This window comes from Arthrobacter sp. TJ-238, assembly GCF_058269215.1.
In genome coordinates, this window is sequence record NZ_JBZCNH010000006.1 from 84,967 (window position 1) to 104,029 (window position 19,063).

Consider the following 19,063-nt stretch of genomic DNA (forward strand, 5'->3'; position numbering starts at 1 on the left):
CGCGCAGCAGCCCCACTCCTACCAGTCGTCCTACAGGAGACACCATGAACCACGATTTCCAGGCAGCCGCGGGATCCAGCGCACGGAACCTTCCCACGAGCCGCTACATCCTCCCCCAGTTCGAAGAGCGCACGCCCTACGGCTTCAAGCGCCAGGACCCCTACACGAAGCTGTTCGAGGACCGCATCATCTTCCTCGGCACGCAGGTCGACGATGCGTCCGCCGACGACGTCATGGCCCAGCTGCTCGTGCTCGAGTCCACGGACCCCGAGCGCGACATCACGCTGTACATCAACTCGCCCGGTGGGTCCTTCACCGCCATGACGGCGATCTACGACACCATGCAGTTCATCCGGCCCGAGGTCCAGACCGTGTGCCTCGGCCAGGCCGCGAGTGCCGCCGCCGTCCTGCTCGCCGCCGGCGCGCCGGGCAAGCGCCTCGCCCTGCCGAACGCACGCGTGCTGATCCACCAGCCCGCCCTCTCCGGAGGACAGGGCGGCCAGGCCTCCGACCTGGAGATCCAGGCCAACGAGGTCATGCGCATGCGCACCTGGCTCGAGGACACCCTCGCCCTGCACTCGGGCCGCACGTCCGAGCAGGTCAACATCGACATCGAGCGCGACAAGATCCTCACCGCCGCCGATGCCGTCGCGTACGGCCTGGTGGACGAGGTCCTGAACTCGCGCAAGATCACCCCGCCGAAGATCAACACCCCGTAGCCGGGACGGCGCGACCGGCGGTCCACGCGACCGCCGGCCGCGTCATCCGGCCGCTTCACCGCCCGTGGCGCCTCAAGGCACCACGGGCATTTTGATACTGGCCACCGAGGCCATGTGGCCTACAGTGGTCTTAGCAATCGTGTAATACCTAAGGGGATTGAACCATGGCTCGCATTGGTGAGAGCACCGATTTGCTCAAGTGCTCTTTCTGCGGGAAGAGCCAGAAGCAGGTACGGAAGCTGATTGCCGGTCCCGGCGTGTACATCTGCGACGAGTGCATCGACCTGTGCAACGAGATCATCGAGGAGGAGCTCTCCGAGGTGGCCGATCTCGGCACGTTCGAGCTGCCCAAGCCCCGCGAGATCTTCGACTTCCTGCAGGAGTACGTCGTCGGCCAGGAGCCGGCCAAGCGGTCCCTCGCGGTCGCCGTGTACAACCACTACAAGCGCATCCAGTCCGGCAACGGCCCCCGCGCCGCCGGGACACTCGCCGACGCGGCCGAGACCGAGGACGTCGAGATCGCGAAGTCGAACATCCTTCTCATCGGCCCCACGGGCTGTGGCAAGACCTACCTCGCCCAGACGCTCGCCCGCCGGCTGAACGTCCCGTTCGCCGTCGCCGATGCCACGGCTCTCACCGAGGCGGGCTACGTCGGCGAGGACGTGGAGAACATCCTCCTGAAGCTCATCCAGGCCGCCGACTACGACGTCAAGAAGGCCGAGCAGGGCATCATCTACATCGACGAGATCGACAAGATCTCGCGCAAGAGCGAGAACCCGTCGATCACGCGTGACGTCTCCGGCGAGGGCGTCCAGCAGGCGCTGCTGAAGATCCTCGAGGGCACTGTCGCCTCGGTGCCACCGCAGGGCGGGCGGAAGCACCCGCACCAGGAGTTCATCCAGATCGACACCACCAACGTGCTGTTCATCGTCGCCGGCGCCTTCGCGGGGCTCGAGGAGATCATCGGGTCGCGGGCCGGCCGCAAGGGCATCGGCTTCGGCGCGCCGCTGAGCTCGCTGAAGAACGAGGAGGTCAGCTACGGCGACGTCATGCCGGAGGACCTGCTGAAATTCGGGCTGATTCCCGAGTTCATCGGGCGCCTCCCCGTCATCACCACGGTGACGCACCTCGACCGTCCGGCGCTCATGCAGATCCTGACCGAGCCCAAGAACGCCCTCATGAAGCAGTACCAGAAGATGTTCCTGCTCGACGGTGTCGAGCTCGTCTTCGAACCGAAGGCGCTCGAGGCGATCGCCGATCTCGCCCTCGACCGCGGCACGGGTGCGCGCGGGCTTCGCGCCATCATGGAGGAGGTGCTCCTCCCGGTCATGTTCGACCTCCCGAGCCGCGAGGACATCGCCACCGTGGTCATCACGGACGACGTCGTCGGGCGTCGTGCAGAGCCCACGCTGATCTCCCACGAAGTGGTCGCCAAGCGGCGCAACAAGTCCGCCTGACGCTCACACCACAGAAAGGGCCCGGCCGTTCGGCCGGGCCCTTCCTGTCTTGAGCCTCCGGGAACGCGGGACTACAGGCCGGCGGGGACCTCTGCTTCGGTGTTCACGGCGGGGTAGGTGGGCGGGTGGACGGCGGCCATCTCCTCCATGACGCGGACGACCTGGCAGCTGTAGCCGAACTCGTTGTCGTACCAGACGTAGAGCACCGCGTGGTGTCCGTCGGCGATGGTCGCGAGTCCGTCGACGATGCCCGCGCGGCGTGAGCCGACGAAGTCGGTGGAGACGACTTCGGGGCTGGCGATGTAGTCGATCTGTTTACGGATGGTCGAGTGCAGGGACATCTCGCGCAGGTATTCGTTGACCTCGTCCTTGGAGGTGGGGTGTTCGAGGGTGAGGTTCAGGATGGCGATGGAGACATCCGGGGTGGGGACGCGGATGGAGCTGCCCGTGAGCTTGCCGGACAGCTCCGGGAGGGCCTTGGCCACGGCCGTCGCGGCCCCGGTCTCGGTGAGGACCATGTTCAGGGCCGCGGAGCGGCCGCGGCGGTCGCCCTTATGGAAATTGTCGATGAGGTTCTGGTCGTTGGTGAAGGAGTGCACGGTCTCCACGTGCCCGTGGACCACACCGTACCGGTCGTTGATGGCCTTCAGGACCGGGGTGATCGCGTTCGTGGTGCAGGACGCCGCGGTGATGATCCGGTCGCTGTCCTCGATGGCGTCGTGGTTGATGCCGTGCACGATGTTCTTCAGTGCCCCCTTGCCCGGGGCTGTGAGCAGGACCCTGGCCACGCCGGTGCTCTCGAGGTGCTGGGAGAGGCCTTCCTCGTCGCGCCAGCGGCCCGTGTTGTCGACCACGAGGGCGTCCCGGATGCCGTAGGCGGTGTAGTCGATGGCCGCCGGGTCGTCGGAGTAGATGACCTGGATCCGGATGCCGTTGGCGGTGATGGTGTTCGCCGCCTCGTCGACCTGGATGGTGCCCTCGAAGGGTCCGTGGACGGAGTCGCGGCGGAGCAGGCTGGCGCGTTTGACGAGGTCGTTGTCGGAGCCGCGGCGGACCACGACGGCGCGCAGCCGCAGCCCGTGGCCGCCGCCGGCCTTCTCGATGAGCAGGCGGGCCACGAGGCGACCGATCCGCCCGAACCCGTAGAGCACGACGTCGGTGCTGGTGCGCTCGTCCCGCCCGCCCTGTCCTACGATGTCGGCCAGTTCCGCCCGGACGAACTCCTCGAGCGTGCGCCCGTCGCCGGCGCCGACGGCGCGGTCGTAGGCGTTGCGCAGGCGCCCGATGTCGATGGCCGCGGCCCCGAGGTCGAGGTCGGTGAGGATCTTCAGCAGGGGCGCGGTGTCCTCGAGGAGGAGCGCCTCGGTGGTGATGCGCCTCGCGAAGCGGTGCGCCTTGAGGATGCTCATGGTGGACTTGTTGATCAGGCTGCGCCCGTGGATGCTCGTGACCACGTTGTTGGTGCGGTACAGACGTCCGATCAGCGGGATCATGGCCTCGGCGAGCGCCTCGCGCTCGAGCCACATGTCATGGGTCTCGGCGTGGTTCCCGGTGTGGTTCTCGGTGTGGTTCTCTATCCGGTCGTGCTGCAAGAGTTCATCCCTTCGGGCACCGGCATAACCGGTGCGGACTCCTCCAGCCGGATGGCGGCGCAGGGATAGCGCCAGGCACCGTCGACTGGTCGTGTCCTCCCATTAGACCGCCCCGCACGGCTCCGCACCAATTTCGAGCAAGCCGTCCTGACGGGACGCCCGGAATACGGTGCGTACGACGCGGGTTGCACGGGGAAAGGCCCGAGGCCTGTCCACTATTCGAAGGAGTACTGCATGAGCGAGTCCACCACCGTCGAGAAAGCCGATTTCTGGTTCGACCCCCTGTGCCCCTTCGCCTGGATCACGTCGCGCTGGATGGGCGAGGTCGAGCAGGTCCGGAACATCTCGGTGGACTGGCACGTCATGAGCCTGTCCGTGCTGAACGAGGGACGCGACCTGCCGGAGGACTACCGGACCCTGATGGATCGGGGGTGGGGCCCCGTCCGCGTCATCATCGCCGCGGCGGAGCTGCACGGCGGCGAGTACGTCAAGAAGCTCTACGACGCGATGGGCACCCGCATCCACATCGGGCAGAACAGGGACTTCGACGTGGTCATCCGCGAGTCGCTCGACGAGGTCGGTCTGCCGTCCGAGCTCGCGCGCTACGCGAGCTCGGACGAGTACGACGCGCAGCTCCGCGCCTCCCATAAGGACGGCATCGACCGCGTCGGCGACGAGGTCGGGACGCCCGTCGTGGCATTCAACGGCACCGCGTTCTTCGGCCCCGTGCTCACGAGGATCCCGCGCGGCGAGCAGGCCGGCCGCATCTTCGACGGCGCCGTGCTGATGTCCGAGTTCCCCGGGTTCTTCGAGCTCAAGCGCTCCCGCACGGAGAGCCCCGCGTTCGACTAGGCGCCCTGGGAAGCAGAAAGGACCCGCTCGCCCGAGCGGGTCCTTTCTGCTTCCCACCGGCCGCCGGCCGGCTACTGCTCGGGCTGCGGGACGAGCTCCACCTCGGAGACGGCCAGCGGGCCGTCGCCCTCCGCGAACCGGAGGTCCTTCGCGTTGCCGGCCGCCAGCAGGTCCGCGAGACCTGCCCGTAGCTGATCCACCTGCGTGGCGGGCGCCGTCACGACGGCGGTCTCCACCTCGGTGCGCTGCTTGACCTTCGCCTCGGACTTCGCCTTGCGGATGCCTCCGAGGGCCAGGGCCACGGTCGTCAGCACGCCGGCATCGGCGGTTCCGGGCAGTCCGGCGAGGGACCCGGCGCTCGGCCAGGCCGCCCGGTGCACGGAACCCTGGCGCCACCAGCTCCACACCTCCTCGGTCGCGAACGGCAGGAACGGTGCGAAGAGCCGCAGCAGGGCGTCGAGCGTGGTGGCCAGGGCGGTCTGGACCGATTGCGTCCCCGCGTCGCCCGCATCGCCGTAGGCGCGGTCCTTGACAAGCTCCACGTAGTCGTCCGTGAAGGTCCAGAAGAAGGACTCCGTGAGCTGGAGTGCCCGGGCGTAGTCGTACTTCTCGAACGCGGCCGTCGCCTGCTCCGTGACGGTGCGCAGCTGCGCGAGCAGCGCCAGGTCCAGCGCCTCCGTGACCCGCCCGAGCGACCCCTCGCCGACGGACGCATCCGTGACCCCGAGGTTCAGCACGAACTTCGACGCATTGAGGAGCTTGATGGCGAGGCGGCGCCCGATCTTCATCTGGTTGACCTCGTACGCGGTGTCCGCGCCGAGCTTCGCCGAGGCGGCCCAGTAGCGGACCGCGTCGGCGCCGAACTGCTCGAGGACGTCGGTCGGGACCACCACGTTGCCCTTGGACTTCGACATCTTCTTGCGGTCGGGGTCGAGGATCCAGCCCGAGAGCGCGGCGTGCTTCCACGGCACCGAGTCCTGCAGTGCGTCGGCGCGGACGGCGGTGGAGAACAGCCAGGTCCTGATGATGTCGTGCCCCTGCGGACGCAGGTCGAACGGGAACACCGTGGCGAACAGGTCCTCGTCGCGCGCCCAGCCGCCCACGATCTGCGGGGTGAGGGACGACGTCGCCCAGGTGTCCAGGACGTCGCTGTCACCGATGAAGCCGCCGGGCTGGTTCCGGGCGGACTCGTCGAAGCCCGGCGCCGGGTCGGCTGCCGGGTCCACGGGCAGGGCCTCGAGCGCAGGGAGGATGGGGTCCTCGTACTCGGGCTCGCCGTCGGCGTCCAGGCGGTACCAGACCGGGACGGGCACGCCGAAGAACCGCTGGCGGGAGACGAGCCAGTCGCCGTTCAGGCCTTCGATCCAGTTCTCGTAGCGCGAGCGCATGAAGGCCGGGTGGAAGTCGATCTCGCGACCGCGCGCGATTAGCGCCTCGCGCTTGCCGGCGTCGCGGCCTCCGTTCCTGATGTACCACTGGCGGCTCGTCACCACTTCCAGCGGCTTGTCGCCCTTCTCGTAGAAGTTGACCGGATGCATGATCTTCTTCGGCTCGCCCTCGAGGTCCCCGCTGTCGCGGAGCATCGAGACGACGGCCTCCTTGGCGCTGAAGATCGTTTTGCCGGCCAGCTGCCCGTAGTGCTCACGCGCCCGTTCGGTGGCTATCCACTCCGGCGTCTCCGAGCGGAGGCGTCCGTCCCTGCCGACGACGGCGCGCGTGGGCAGCTGCAGCTCACGCCACCAGGTGACGTCGGTGAGGTCGCCGAAGGTGCAGATCATCGCGATGCCGCTGCCCTTGTCGGGCTTGGCGAGGGGGTGCGCCTTGACCTCCACCTCGACGTCGAACAGGGGCGAGGTCACCGTGGTGCCGAACAGCGGCTTGTACCGCTCGTCGTCCGGGTGGGCCACGAGTGCCACGCACGCCGGGAGCAGCTCGGGCCGGGTCGTCTCGATGTGGACCTGCCCGCCGTCCGGCAGATGGAAGGCGATCCGGTGGTACGCGCCGGGCTGCTCACGGTCCTCCAGCTCCGCCTGGGCCACGGCGGTGCGGAAGGTGACGTCCCACAGGGTGGGGGCCTCGGCGAGGTACGCGTCGCCGGCCTTCAGGTTCTCGAGGAAGGCGCGCTGCGAGACGGCCCGGGAGGTGTCGTCGATGGTCCGGTACGTCAGGTCCCAGTCGACCGAGAGCCCCAGGGTGCTGAAGAGGTTCTCGAAGACCTTCTCGTCCTCGACGGCCAGTTCCTCGCAGAGCTCGATGAAGTTCCGGCGCGAGACGGCGTCGAAGTCGCGCTGGTTCTTCGCCGGCTCCGCGGGCGGCCGGTAGCCGGCGTCGTAGGCCACCGAGGGGTCGCAGCGCACGCCGTAGTAGTTCTGCACGCGGCGCTCGGTGGGCAGGCCGTTGTCGTCCCAGCCCATCGGATAGAACACGTTGGCGCCGTTCATGCGCTTGAAGCGGGCCATCACGTCGGTCTGCGTGTAGGAGAACATGTGCCCGACATGGAGGGAACCCGACGCCGTGGGCGGGGGAGTGTCGATCGAGTACACCTGCTCGCGCGTGGTGTCGCGCCGGAAGGTGTAGGTGCCGTCCTCACGCCACTGGCGGGACAGCCTCTCCTCGAGGCCCTCGAGGGCGGGTTTGTCGGGAACGGATACGGGCTGGGGGGAGGGCGTGTCTGTGCCCTGGGTGGTGTCGGCCATCCCTCCATTGTTCCCTACCCCGGGGGACCCGTTCTCCGGACCGCCCCGAGGAGATCCTGACGTCCTCCGGCACGGATCATCAGGCGGCGGGCTGGCCGTGGGTGAGCCTGCAGGACTCCTTGTCCCGGAGGCGATCGCTACAGTGGCCCCATGAGCCAGTCATCGCCCGCGCCGCTCGGCGCCCCTGCAGATCCTGCCCCTTCCGCCCTGCGCGTGATCGTCACCGGAGCCAGTTCCGGGATCGGCGCGGCCACCGTGCGCGCGCTCCGCCGCGACGGGTGGGACGTCGTCGCGGCGGCCCGGCGCCTGGACCGCCTCACGGCGCTCGCGGAGGAGACGCGGGCCACGCCGATGGCCCTCGACGTCACCGATCAGGCCTCGGTCGATGCCTTCGCCGCGGAGGTCACGGCCGCCGGACCGGTCCACGCGCTCGTCAACAACGCGGGCGGAGCATTCGGTGCGGACCGGGTCGCGGACGCGGTGACGGCGGACTGGGAATGGATGTACAACGTGAACGTCCTCGGTTCGATGCGCATGACCCGCGCACTGCTGCCGGCCCTGCGCGACGGCGGCCAGGGCAGCGTCCTGTTCCTGACCTCGACCGCTGCGCTCGCCGCCTACGAGGGCGGGGCCGGGTACTGCGGCGTCAAGGCGGCCCAGGAGTCGATGGCGCGTTCGCTCCGGCTCGAGGAGGCCGAGCACAACATCCGCGTGATCGAGGTGTCGCCCGGCATGGTGTACACCGAGGAGTTCTCCCTCAACCGTCTCGGCGGTGACCGGGGCGCGGCGGACAGGGTCTACGAGGGCGTCGGTTTCCCGCTGACCGCCGACGACGTCGCCTCGGCGGTGGCCTTCACCCTCAACGCGCCGCACCACATGAACATCGACCACCTCGTCCTGCGCCCGCTCGCCCAGGCCGCCAACCACAAGGTGCTGCGATCCGGGTCGTAGCAGAACCTCGCGCAGACCGGTGAGATCGACGGGTCAGGCCCGTGGCGAGACGACGAGACGCACCGAGTAGTTGTCCATGGTCCCGGGCAGGGGCCGCTCCGGGTCGAGATCCTGGCCCTCCTCCACGCGGACGTCGTGCCCGCTCACCAGCGAGGCGAGGGCCGCGCTCGTCAGGAGCAGCACCAGCTGTTTCCCGGGGCACACCACCGGTCCGTCGCTGAACGGAACGAGCGGCCAGCCGTCGTCCTCGTCGGTCAGCCAGCGCTCGGGCGAGAAGTTGTGGGCGCTGCGCAGCGAGCGCTCGTCGCGGTGGAAGTACGGCGCGTAGACGAGCACGCCGCAGTCGGCCGGCATGGGCCCCTCCGGCCACTCCACGGGTCCCGTGGTCTGGCGGAGGATCATCGGGGTGGTGGGCCAGAGGCGCAGGGTCTCGAGGACGCTCGCGCGCAGGTAGGGGAGCACTCGCCGCCCCGAGGTGTCGCCGTCGATCTCGCGGCGGGCCGTCGCCATCGCCTCCGGGTGGGTGGCGAGCACGGTCAGGGTGCGGAAGACCGCCATGCCCGCCGGGTCGAAGGCGAACAGCCACTGGGGCACCTGCTGCGCGGGCTCGGCGCCCTCTGCCTTTGGGGCCGCCGCCATCACGGCGGCCAGGCTGCCGGGTTCGGCGTTCGCCAGCTCGTCGCTGATCCGCTGCAGGAAGCGGCGACGGGTGTCCTTCCGCACCGGCTTGAGGAACGCCCAGTTGCCGTCCTTCCGCAGCCGGATGATCATCGCGGTGAGCTCCTTGTCGTCCCGCGCGTGGTCGCCGAAGACAACCCGCCGCACCACGCGGTACCAGGCGTCGAGGAAGTCGGCCCAGGGCAGCGATCCGGTCCTCAGTGCCTCCGCGAGCAGGCCCTGCATCTCCTGCTCCACCACCGGTAGGAACGTGTCCGCGAGGTGGTGCACCGGGTGGTCCGTGTCCAGGACCTGCTCGTGCAGCGCGCGGCGCACGGTGCGGACGGACCCGCGGGAGATCAGTGCGTTGGCGGGCTGGAAGTGTGAGAGCGCTGCTTTCTTCTCGCTGCTCGCGGGGGAGAACGGCTCCGGGGAGTGCGCCAGGACCGTGTTCACGTCGCCCGGGTCCAGGACCATCGCCTGCTTCCGGACCGGCAGCTTCAGCATCAGCGGCCCCGACGGGTATCTCGCATGAACTTTCCGGACGATCCCCACGGCCCTCGTGTCCAGGCCCAGGCGGGCGGTCAGCCCGACCGCCCACGGCCTGCGGATGATGGGTCCCTTGACGACGGTGGGCAGCAACACCCCCAGCAGCAGCCGTGCGGTGTCCAGTGCGGTCGCGGTCGGAAGACCGGTCGCGGTGGGGGCGGTGGTCGCGGTGGGGGCGGTGGTCGGCATACGGCATCCATCCTGTTGCTTCGGGTACTCTCCCAGCCTCCCAAGCATGCGCCGCCGCCACAACGTATTTCCCGGCGCCCACGCACCCGCCGGCTGTGCGGGCGCCCTTTCGACAAGGAATTCGCCCCGGCGCTAGACTTGCTGCATCAGCATCGACCCGGCGATCACCGGTGAGCTTCCGGAAGAAAGGCCAGCCCGCGCGGCGGCCCGTAGAACCGGACGGGGCGGCCCGTCACAGCCTGGCAACGAGCGGCGGCCCCGCCCGCAGTGCCCGCGACGAGCGGCACGGCGGACGACGGCGGCAAGTGAGGTGGTACCGCGGGTCCAGTTCCCTGCGGCCGGTCAGGCAACCGGCGGCGGACCGAACAGGCTCCCGTCCTCACGGCAGGACTGCCCACCCCACGCCGCCGTACACAGGATGAGAACCATGCCGCAGATCTACCCCAAAGCAGTGTCGCCCGACGACGCGGGTGCGCCCACCTCCGGGACCAGCGCGTCCCCGCGCTTCCCCGAGCTCGAGCAGCGCGTGCTCAGCTACTGGGAGAAGGACGGCACGTTCCAGGCCTCCATCGACAACCGCGACGCCGGGACGGACGGCTCCAACGAGTTCGTCTTCTACGACGGCCCGCCGTTCGCCAACGGCCTGCCGCACTACGGACATCTCCTCACCGGCTATGCCAAGGACCTCGTGGGCCGCTACCAGACGCAGCGCGGGCACCGCGTGGAGCGGCGCTTCGGCTGGGACACCCACGGCCTGCCGGCCGAGCTCGAGGCGATGAAGCAGCTCGGCATGACCGACAAGCAGCAGATCCTCGCCATGGGCATCGACAAGTTCAACGAGGCCTCCCGCGCCTCCGTCATGAAATACGCCGGGGAGTGGCGCGACTACGTGACGCGCCAGGCCCGCTGGGTCGACTTCGACAACGACTACAAGACCCTCAACCCCGAGTACATGGAGTCCGTCCTCTGGGCGTTCAAGACGCTGCACGAGAAGGGTCTGACCTACAACGGGTACCGCGTGCTCCCGTACTGCTGGAACGACGAGACGCCGCTGTCCAACCACGAGCTCCGCATGGACGAGGACGTCTACCAGGACCGCCAGGACCAGACCGTCACGGTGACCTTCCCGATCCTCGCCGGCACCACCGAGCTCTCGCGGGACCTCGCCGGCGTCCAGGCCCTCGCCTGGACCACCACACCCTGGACCCTGCCCACCAACGCGGCGCTCGCCGTCGGGCCGGACATCACCTACGTCGTCGTCGACGGCGAGCACGGAGGCCGGGCGGGCCGCTACCTCCTCGCGGAGGACCTGCTCGGCAACTACGCCAAGGACCTCGGGTTCGCAGATGCCGCCGCCGCACGCGACGCGGTCACCTCCCGCCACCGCGGCACCGAACTGGAGGGTCTCACCTACGAGCCGCTCTGGGACTACCTCGCCGACCCGGAGGAGGGCGGATACCGCCATGCGTTCCGCATCCTCGTCGCGGACTACGTGACGACGACGGACGGTACCGGGCTCGTCCACCAGGCACCCGCCTACGGCGAGGAGGACCAGAAGGTCTGCGAGGACGCCGGCATCCAGGTGATCCTCTCCGTCGACGAGGGCGCCAAGTTCCTCCCCCTGTTCGGCAAGGGACCGCTCGCTGAGATCGCGGGCCTGCAGGTCTTCGAGGCCAACCGCCACATCACGCGCGTGCTGAAATCCGAGGGACGGCTCGTGCGCCAGTCCAGCTACGTCCACAGCTACCCGCACTGCTGGCGGTGCCGCAACCCGCTCATCTACCGCGCCGTGTCCTCCTGGTACGTGGAGGTCACCAAGATCCGCGACCGCATGGTCGAGCTGAACCAGGACATCACCTGGATCCCCGGCAACGTCAAGGACGGCCAGTTCGGCAAGTGGCTCTCCAACGCGCGCGACTGGTCCATCAGCCGCAACCGCTTCTGGGGCAGCCCCATCCCCGTGTGGCAGTCGGACAACCCCGAGTACCCGCGCACCGACGTGTACGGCTCGCTCGCCGAGCTGCAGGCCGACTTCGGCCGCCTGCCGGTGAACAAGCAGGGCGAGGTGGACCTCCACCGTCCCTTCATCGACGAGCTCACGCGCCCGAACCCGGACGACCCGACCGGCAGCTCCACCATGCGGCGCGTCGAGGACGTCCTCGACGTCTGGTTCGACTCCGGCTCCATGCCCTACGGGCAGGTGCACTACCCGTTCGAGAACGAGCAGTGGTTCGACACGCACAACCCGGCGGACTTCATCGTCGAGTACATCGGGCAGACCCGCGGCTGGTTCTACATGCTGCACATCCTGTCCACGGCGCTGTTCGACCGGCCCGCGTTCCGCAACGTCATCAGCCACGGGATCGTGCTCGGCTCCGACGGGCAGAAGATGTCCAAGAGCCTGCGGAACTATCCCGACGTCTCCGAGGTGTTCGACCGCGACGGCTCCGACGCCATGCGCTGGTTCCTCATGGCCTCCCCGATCCTGCGCGGCGGCAACCTCGTGGTCACCGAGCAGGGTATCCGCGACGGCGTCCGCCAGGTGATCCTGCCGCTGTGGAACGTCTGGCACTTCTTCAGCCTGTACACCAATGCCGCGAACGGTGGCGAGGGCTACGAGGCGAGGACCGTCACCCCGGAGGCGGCCGCCCGGCTGGCGGAGCCGATCGATCGGTACATCCTCGCGAATACGGGGAACCTCGTGCGGGACCTCACGGAGGCGCTCGACGCGTTCACCATCAGCGACGCCTGCGAGTCGCTGCGCCGCTACCTGGACACACTGACCAACTGGTACGTCCGCCGGAGCCGCCAGCGGTTCTTCGAGGAGGACACCGACGCCTTCGATGTGCTCTACACCTGCCTCGAGGCCGTCTGCCGCGTGGCGGCCCCGCTGCTGCCGCTCGTCACGGAGGAGATCTGGCGCGGCCTCACCGGCGGCCGGTCCGTGCACCTCACCGACTGGCCCGAGGCGGCGTCGTTCCCGGCCGCTCCCGACCTCGTGGAGCAGATGGACCGGACCCGCCAGGTCTGCTCCGTCGGATCGAGCCTCCGCAAGGCGGCCAACCTCCGGGTGCGCCTGCCGCTGCGGGAGCTGACGGTCGTCGCGCCCGGCGCCGAGGGCCTCTCCGGGCAGTACGCCTCGATCATCGCCGACGAACTGAACCTCAAGGGCGTCCGCCTGGTGGATTCCGCGGACGCCGAGCCGGCCGAGTTCGGCATCGCGCAGCGCCTCGTGGTGAACGCCCGGGCCGCCGGGCCCCGCCTCGGCAAGAACGTGCAGACCGTCATCAAGGCCTCGAAGTCCGGGGACTGGTCCGTGGACGACGCCGGCGAGGTCACCGCCGGTGGCCTCGCGCTCGAGCCGCACGAGTACACGCTCGACACCGTCGTGGAGGGCAACGACGCCGCGTCGAAGGCAGTCACCGTGCTGCCGGGCGGTGGATTCCTCGTCCTCGACACCGAGGTCACCGCGGAACTCGCGGCCGAGGGCACGGCACGGGACGCCATCCGGGCCATTCAGCAGGCTCGCCGGGACGCCGATCTCGACATCAGCGACCGCATCAGCACCACCATCGGGGTCGCCGCCGAGCAGGTCGCCGCCCTCGAGGCCAATGCCGGCCTGATCCGGACCGAGACGCTCACGGTGGACCTCCGCGTGGAGGCCGTCGAGGGCTCGGGGAACGATTTCACCATCACCGTCGCGAAGCAGGAGCAGCAGCATGGATGAGACGAACGGTACCGGTGCGGGGCTCGACGCCTTCTCGGTCGAGAGCGTGTACGCCGAACTCCTGGGCCGCGCCCCGGAGGACAGGATGGAGCCGCGCATGGCTCCGCTGTACCGGGCCATGGAGATCCTCGGGGAGCCCAACAGGGCGTTCCCGATCATCCACATCACCGGCACGAACGGCAAGACGTCGACGGCGCGCATGATCGAGAGCATCCTGCTGGCGCACGACCTCCGGACCGGCCGGTTCACGAGCCCGCACCTGTCACGGGTCACGGAACGCATCAGCATCGACGGCGAGCCCGTCGCGGACGAGACCTTCGTGCGGGTGTGGGACGAGATCAAGCCCTACCTGGACATCGTCGACGGCGAGCTCCTCGTCGCCGGGGAGCCCCGGCTCACGTACTTCGAGTGCATCACGATCCTCGCGTTCGCGATCTTCGCCGACGAGCCGATCGATGTCGGCGTGATCGAGGTGGGACTCGGAGGGGTCACCGACGCCACGAACGTCGGTGACGGGCAGGTAGCGGTCATCACGCCCATCTCCCTGGACCACACCGAACTCCTCGGTGACACCGAGGAGGACATCGCCCGCGAGAAGGCCGGCATCATCAAGCCCGGCTCCTTCCTCGTCAGCGCCATCCAGCCCCGCGACGCGGCCCAAGTGCTCCTCGACCGGGCCCGCGAGGTGGGCGCCGAGTTCCGCTTCGAGGGTGTCGAGTTCGGTGTCGAGTCCCGCACGGTCGCCGTGGGCGGGCAGGTGGTCTCCCTCACCGGGCTGGCCGGCCGTTACGGCGAGCTGCTCGTCCCCCTGCACGGCGAGCACCAGGCCGAGAACGCGGCCGTCGCCGTTGCCGCCGTCGAGGCGTTCCTCGGCGCCGGCGAGCGGGAGCTGCAGACGGACCTGGTGCGGAACGGCCTGCGCGCCGTGACCTCCCCGGGCCGCCTCGAGGTGGTGCGCACCGCACCGAGCATCATCGTGGACGCCGCCCACAACCCCGCCGGTGCGCGAGCGGCGGCGAAGGGTGTCAACGAGGCGTTCGACTTCTCCCGGCTCGTGCTGGTCATCGGGGTCCTCGAGGACAAGGATGCCGCGGGCATCCTCGCCGAACTCCACGAGGAGCTCGGCGGGATCCTGGAGGACGTCTGCCTGACGCAGTCCACCTCGCCCCGCTCGGTGCCCGCCGCGGACCTCCTGCAGGCCGCCCTGTCGGCGGGCTTCGCCGAGGAGAACATCAACATCGCGCCGGGCCTCGACGACGCCCTCGAGTGGGCCGTGATGAAGGCCGAGGAGGACAACGACCTCGCGGGCGGTGTCCTCGTGACCGGTTCCATCACGGTGGTCGGGGAAGCCCGCACGCTCCTAGGGAAGTAGGCAGAGCATGGCTCGACGAATGACGAGGGCGCAGCGGGAGTGGCGCCCCGGGACGCCGAAGAAGCGCAGGTCCACCAAGATCATGTTCGCCTCGACTGTGCTGCTGCTCGAGGCGTTCGTGGTGTTCTTCGCGACGCTTACGGTCTTCGGTCTGCGCCGTGACGAGATCTCGCCCGCCCTCATCCTGACCTCAGGGCTGACCCTCAGCGTGGTGCTGGTCCTGACCTGCGCCGTCCTGACGAAACGGTGGGGGATCGCGGTGGGCTGGGTACTGCAGCTCGTGATCATCGCGGGCGGCTTCCTGGAGCCGACCATGTTCGTCGTCGGGCTCGCGTTCGCCCTCACCTGGCTCTACGGCCTCCGCCAGGGCCGGCGGGTGGACCGCGAGAACGTGGAGCGGGACCGCCTGCAGGCCGAGTGGGAGAAGGCGAACCCCGAGTAGCGGCGCCTTTAGTAGAGTCGGACCCGATACTGATCCGCTGCGCCGTCGAGAACGGCGCCCCCTGAAGGAGATCCCATGAGCGTTGAGCGAACCCTTGTCCTCGTCAAGCCCGACGGCGTGGCCCGCGGCCTGACCGGCACCATCCTGTCCCGCATCGAGGCGAAGGGCTACACCATCGCCGAACTGAAGCAGGTCCACGCCACCCGCGAGCTGCTCGAGGAGCACTACGCCGAGCACGTCGGCAAGCCGTTCTTCGACCCGCTCGTCGAGTTCATGCTCAGCGGGCCCGTCGTCGCCGCGATCTTCGAGGGCCAGCGCGTCATCGAGGGTTTCCGCTCCCTCGCCGGTGCCACGGAGCCGACGACGGCGGCGCCCGGCACCATCCGTGGTGACTTCGGCCGTGACTGGGGCGTGAAGGTGCAGCAGAACCTCGTGCACGGCTCCGACTCGGCGGAGTCCGCCGAACGCGAGATCGATATCTGGTTCGCCTGAGAATGCCAGCGGATGAACGGTTGCCCCGGGTCATGTGCCCGGGGCAACCGTCTTGGTAGGTTAGGGCAATGATGACCTACCAAAGACTGGGTACCTCCGGGCTCAGCGTTTCCACCGTCGGGCTCGGCTGCAACAACCTGGGCAGGGCCGGCACGAGCTCCGAGTCGCAGGAGGGCACCGACGCCGTGGTGCACGCCGCGATCGAAGCCGGCATCACGCTCTTCGACGTCGCCGACATGTACGGCAAGGCGCCCGGCGTCAGTGAGATCCAGCTGGGCAAGGCGCTGGGCAGCCGGCGCGACGACGTCGTGCTCGCCACGAAGTTCGGCCTGGACATGGCTGGTGCGAATGGACCCGACTGGGGTGCGCGCGGCTCGCGCCGCTACATCGTCCGGGCCGCCGAAGCGTCCCTGCGGCGCCTCGGGACCGACTGGATCGACCTGTACCAGTACCACGCACCGGACGCCCTCACCCCCGTCGAGGAGACCCTCGCGGCCCTCGACGACCTCGTGACCAGCGGCAAGGTCCGCTATCTGGGGCACTCCAACTTCGCGGGCTGGCAGATCGCCGAGGCGGAGTTCACCGCGCGCAGCGGCGGCTACACGCCCTTCATCTCGGCGCAGAATCCCTACAGCCTGCTGGACCGGCGGCTGGAACGCGAGGTCGTGCCGGCAGCGGAGGCCTACGGTCTCGGCATCCTGCCGTACTTCCCCCTCGCCAACGGGCTCCTGACCGGCAAGTACCGCCGCAACGAGGTGCCGGCCGGCAGCAGGCTCACGCACTCCCGCAGGAACGTGCTGGAGACGGCGGACTGGGACCAGCTCGAGGCCTTCTCGGCGTTCACAGCCGAGCGGGACCTCACCGAGGTGCAGGTCGCCTTCTCCTGGCTCGCGGCCCAGCCCTCGGTCGGATCCGTGATCGCCGGAGCCACGTCGCCCGAGCAGGTGCGCCAGAACGCGGCGGCTGCCGCATGGTCGCCGTCGGACGAGGACCTCACGGAATTGGACCGGATCTTCCCTCGCCCCGCCGCCTGACTCCAGCGGCCATTCTCCGTGCCTGCCGCTTGCCGGCGCGGCTCACACCCAAAGCCGGTCGCAACCCCCGTGCCCTGCACGACTGCACCGCTTGCTGGTGCGCTTGTCGGGACAGGTGATGGGTAACCGCGATGTGCCCTACCCGTGAGGAGCCAGGAAGCCTGCTCTTGAAGCGGGTTGTCGTTCCGCAGCTCCGGCATATCTTGGCCGGGCGCTGTGAGCGCTTCAAGTATCAGGCGACCTGGTGCCTATCGGGTACCGCGCCTCGCGGGCGGCCTTCCTTGGACTGAAGGGTGTGTCACCCGGCCCCAGCGGCCGGGAAGGGGTTCTGCTCCCTTGCTGCTTCACAGGACATCGGTGGGCAGAGGTCCGTGATCAGCCCCGTCCCGGCGCACTCACGGACCGCGCGAATGCCCTCGACCGCTGACCCTTTGTCCGGGAACTGCCCGGATACGGCGACGACCGTCCCACCGGCCGCTTTCAGCCTGAACCTGAAGGAAGCTCCTCCGTCCTGGAAAAGCTCAAACGTTCCGCTCACAACTAGCCCCTCATCACCGAGGCAGGGGAACTGCCCGGTTCGTCATCGAATCCGGAACTCAGCGCTGCGTTCCGGTTGGCCCGGAAATGGGATAGGGCTTGCCCTATGTGACCCCAGCCACACCCAATGCACCTAGGGTAAAGGTCTTTTTTCTTACTGGCGAGTAACCGCCTATGGGATGCGTCCGCACCAGTGATTTCAACGCGCTTTTCACTAAGCAGCCTAGATTCTTTTGTTCCCCTTTTTGCTAAGCAGCTTGGTCTTTCGTTTCCTTGAGTTCCTGTTTACCGCCCACTGCTGACGCACGAGCAATACCTGACGACCACGGTGCCGCTCTCATACATCAGAGAACTGTCGCGTAGCCATCCTCCCTGCTGCGGTTCGTCCTGGCTGTCGTCGCCGACAGGAGCTCGAGCAGTTACGACTCAGATGATCAATGTGTCGACACCCGTACGTATTCGAGCACATGAATACCCAACTCCGAGGTGAAAGACCAGGTGTCTCCTATTAGATGCGCTGCACCGTCGAAAAGCTCCTGGGCTCTCCCGGACTGCCCCGCGCTCAGCATTTGATCGGCTCGCTGCAGCGAGGTGATGAAACCCTTGAATGACTGATCAGAGGCACCCGTACCGCGTTTCTCCGGCGGTAATCCCAATTCCTCCTCCAAAGACGTGAGCAGCCTAGTTGAGCTTCCCGAAGTGCCCTGCTGCGTCGGAAGACAAACGTTCTGGTTTCATCGAGTTCACGAGAAGAATTACTCCCACCACAAGAATGAAAAGAGCCAGGACTAGTAGAGCCTGATCGGTCGATGTGGCGGGGCAACCTGCGGAACTGTCGTCGATTTCGGGGCAACTGCGCCACGGTTGAAGAAAGAAGACGACGCCACCGACTGCTCCAGAAATGGTCAACAGCAGCCCCGACGCCATGTATCTGGCCTTCTTGGAAACACTCATATGTCATCAAAGCATGCTGACTACCATCGGTGAGTGGTACGCCGACCCATGTGCTGGAGCTCCGCCGATGAGTAGGGGAGGGGTCGTCATCCGGAACGGCCGGGTGCTTTGCGGTCAGCGAGCCGGCCTGCGGCACCGCCGATGGCCGACTCAAGGTATGGTCCACCCACCTTCAGCGTGGAACCATTGGCCCATGGATGTCTTCGCGGCTATCGCCGACGAGCGTCGGGCCGTGGCCGACATGCTGTCGGAGCTGTCCCTGGAGCAGCAGAGGACGCCGAGCCTGTGCGAGGGCTGGAGTGTTCACGATGTCGCCGCTCATCTTGTCATGCCTCTTGAGGTGCGTATGCCGGCCTTCCTCCTGACGATGCTGGCCTGTCGCGGTGACTTCGATCGCGCGAACGTGCGCCTGACTCGCCAGCAGGCTGCGCGACCTTTTGACGAGATCGTGGAGGTGCTACGACGACGAGCGGCATCGCGCTTCACCCCACCCGGGTCTGGCCCGGAGGCGCCCCTCACCGACTTGTTGGTGCACGGATTGGATATCCGCTGGCCGCTCGGGTTGGTACGCGAGCTTCCGGAGGATCGGGTGGCCACGTCGCTCACCTTCTTGATCAGCCGATCCGGCCGTGGTCTCGTCCCCCGGGGTTTGCTGGACGGACTGCACTTCGAAGCTGACGACCTCGACTGGGCACACGGCCACGGCCCATCAGTCAGTGGTCGAGCGGAAGCTTTTCTGCTGGTTCTCACGGGGCGCAGTGCTGCCCTGGGGGTCCTCGCCGGTGACGGGCTCCCGACCCTGCGAGCTCGGCTGCCCTGACGTTGAAGTCCTCAGGCCTCGAA

Annotated in this window: 14 protein-coding genes; 10 read left to right on the forward strand and 4 right to left on the reverse strand. The window is 68.2% G+C overall.

Going from position 1 to position 19,063, the window contains the following annotated elements; translation table 11 throughout:
• Positions 1–44 precede the first annotated feature (44 nt).
• Positions 45–719, forward strand: coding sequence for an ATP-dependent Clp protease proteolytic subunit (locus tag AC4D2O_RS13830; protein WP_490907926.1), 675 nt, complete (start codon positions 45–47; stop codon positions 717–719).
• A gap of 164 nt (positions 720–883) precedes the next feature.
• Positions 884–2,176, forward strand: coding sequence for an ATP-dependent Clp protease ATP-binding subunit ClpX (clpX, locus tag AC4D2O_RS13835; protein WP_334210191.1), 1,293 nt, complete (start codon positions 884–886; stop codon positions 2,174–2,176).
• A gap of 71 nt (positions 2,177–2,247) precedes the next feature.
• Here the strand turns inward: clpX and AC4D2O_RS13840 are convergent, their stop codons facing one another.
• Entirely contained in the window at positions 2,248–3,753 is a 1,506-nt protein-coding gene (locus tag AC4D2O_RS13840; RefSeq protein WP_490908150.1) for a glyceraldehyde-3-phosphate dehydrogenase, read from the reverse strand.
• Positions 3,754–4,002: 249 nt separating this feature from the next.
• Between AC4D2O_RS13840 and AC4D2O_RS13845 the strand changes: the two genes are divergently transcribed.
• Positions 4,003–4,620, forward strand: a complete 618-nt coding sequence (locus tag AC4D2O_RS13845) for a mycothiol-dependent nitroreductase Rv2466c family protein (RefSeq protein WP_490907927.1) — start codon at positions 4,003–4,005, stop codon at positions 4,618–4,620.
• Positions 4,621–4,691: 71 nt separating this feature from the next.
• Here AC4D2O_RS13845 and valS read toward each other — a convergent pair whose 3' ends face one another.
• Positions 4,692–7,316 carry a valine--tRNA ligase gene (gene valS / locus AC4D2O_RS13850; protein WP_490907928.1) on the reverse strand — a complete coding sequence of 875 codons (2,625 nt, stop codon included), beginning with the start codon at positions 7,314–7,316 and terminating at the stop codon, positions 4,692–4,694.
• 150 nt (positions 7,317–7,466) lie between these two features.
• Here valS and AC4D2O_RS13855 point away from each other — a divergent pair, with 150 nt between their 5' ends.
• Positions 7,467–8,267: an SDR family oxidoreductase gene (locus tag AC4D2O_RS13855; RefSeq protein ID WP_490907929.1), complete on the forward strand. Its 801-nt coding sequence runs from the start codon at positions 7,467–7,469 to the stop codon at positions 8,265–8,267.
• A 33-nt stretch (positions 8,268–8,300) separates the two neighbouring features.
• Here AC4D2O_RS13855 and AC4D2O_RS13860 read toward each other — a convergent pair whose 3' ends face one another.
• On the reverse strand, positions 8,301–9,662 hold the full coding sequence (locus AC4D2O_RS13860) for a cytochrome P450 (RefSeq protein ID WP_490907930.1): 1,362 nt from the start codon (positions 9,660–9,662) through the stop codon (positions 8,301–8,303).
• A gap of 418 nt (positions 9,663–10,080) precedes the next feature.
• Between AC4D2O_RS13860 and ileS the strand changes: the two genes are divergently transcribed.
• From ileS to AC4D2O_RS13885, 5 genes are all read left to right on the forward strand, one after another.
• The gene (ileS, locus tag AC4D2O_RS13865) at positions 10,081–13,389 is read left to right on the forward strand and encodes an isoleucine--tRNA ligase (RefSeq protein ID WP_490907931.1); all 3,309 of its coding nucleotides are present in this window, start codon (positions 10,081–10,083) and stop codon (positions 13,387–13,389) included.
• Positions 13,382–14,761, forward strand: a complete 1,380-nt coding sequence (locus AC4D2O_RS13870) for a bifunctional folylpolyglutamate synthase/dihydrofolate synthase (RefSeq protein WP_490907932.1) — start codon at positions 13,382–13,384, stop codon at positions 14,759–14,761. The genes ileS and AC4D2O_RS13870 overlap by 8 nt, the downstream gene beginning before the upstream one ends.
• Positions 14,762–14,768: 7 nt before the next feature.
• Positions 14,769–15,203, forward strand: coding sequence for a DUF4233 domain-containing protein (locus AC4D2O_RS13875; protein ID WP_490907933.1), 435 nt, complete (start codon positions 14,769–14,771; stop codon positions 15,201–15,203).
• Positions 15,204–15,278: 75 nt separating this feature from the next.
• Complete coding sequence (gene ndk / locus AC4D2O_RS13880; RefSeq protein WP_490907934.1) at positions 15,279–15,695, forward strand: nucleoside-diphosphate kinase; 417 nt, start codon at positions 15,279–15,281, stop codon at positions 15,693–15,695.
• A gap of 68 nt (positions 15,696–15,763) precedes the next feature.
• Entirely contained in the window at positions 15,764–16,729 is a 966-nt protein-coding gene (locus AC4D2O_RS13885; protein WP_490907935.1) for an aldo/keto reductase, read from the forward strand.
• A 298-nt stretch (positions 16,730–17,027) separates the two neighbouring features.
• Here the strand turns inward: AC4D2O_RS13885 and AC4D2O_RS13890 are convergent, their stop codons facing one another.
• The gene (locus AC4D2O_RS13890; RefSeq protein ID WP_490907936.1) at positions 17,028–17,267 is read right to left on the reverse strand and encodes a YegP family protein; all 240 of its coding nucleotides are present in this window, start codon (positions 17,265–17,267) and stop codon (positions 17,028–17,030) included.
• A gap of 1,146 nt (positions 17,268–18,413) precedes the next feature.
• Between AC4D2O_RS13890 and AC4D2O_RS13895 the strand changes: the two genes are divergently transcribed.
• Positions 18,414–19,040 carry a maleylpyruvate isomerase family mycothiol-dependent enzyme gene (locus AC4D2O_RS13895; RefSeq protein WP_490907937.1) on the forward strand — a complete coding sequence of 209 codons (627 nt, stop codon included), beginning with the start codon at positions 18,414–18,416 and terminating at the stop codon, positions 19,038–19,040.
• Positions 19,041–19,063 lie beyond the last annotated feature (23 nt).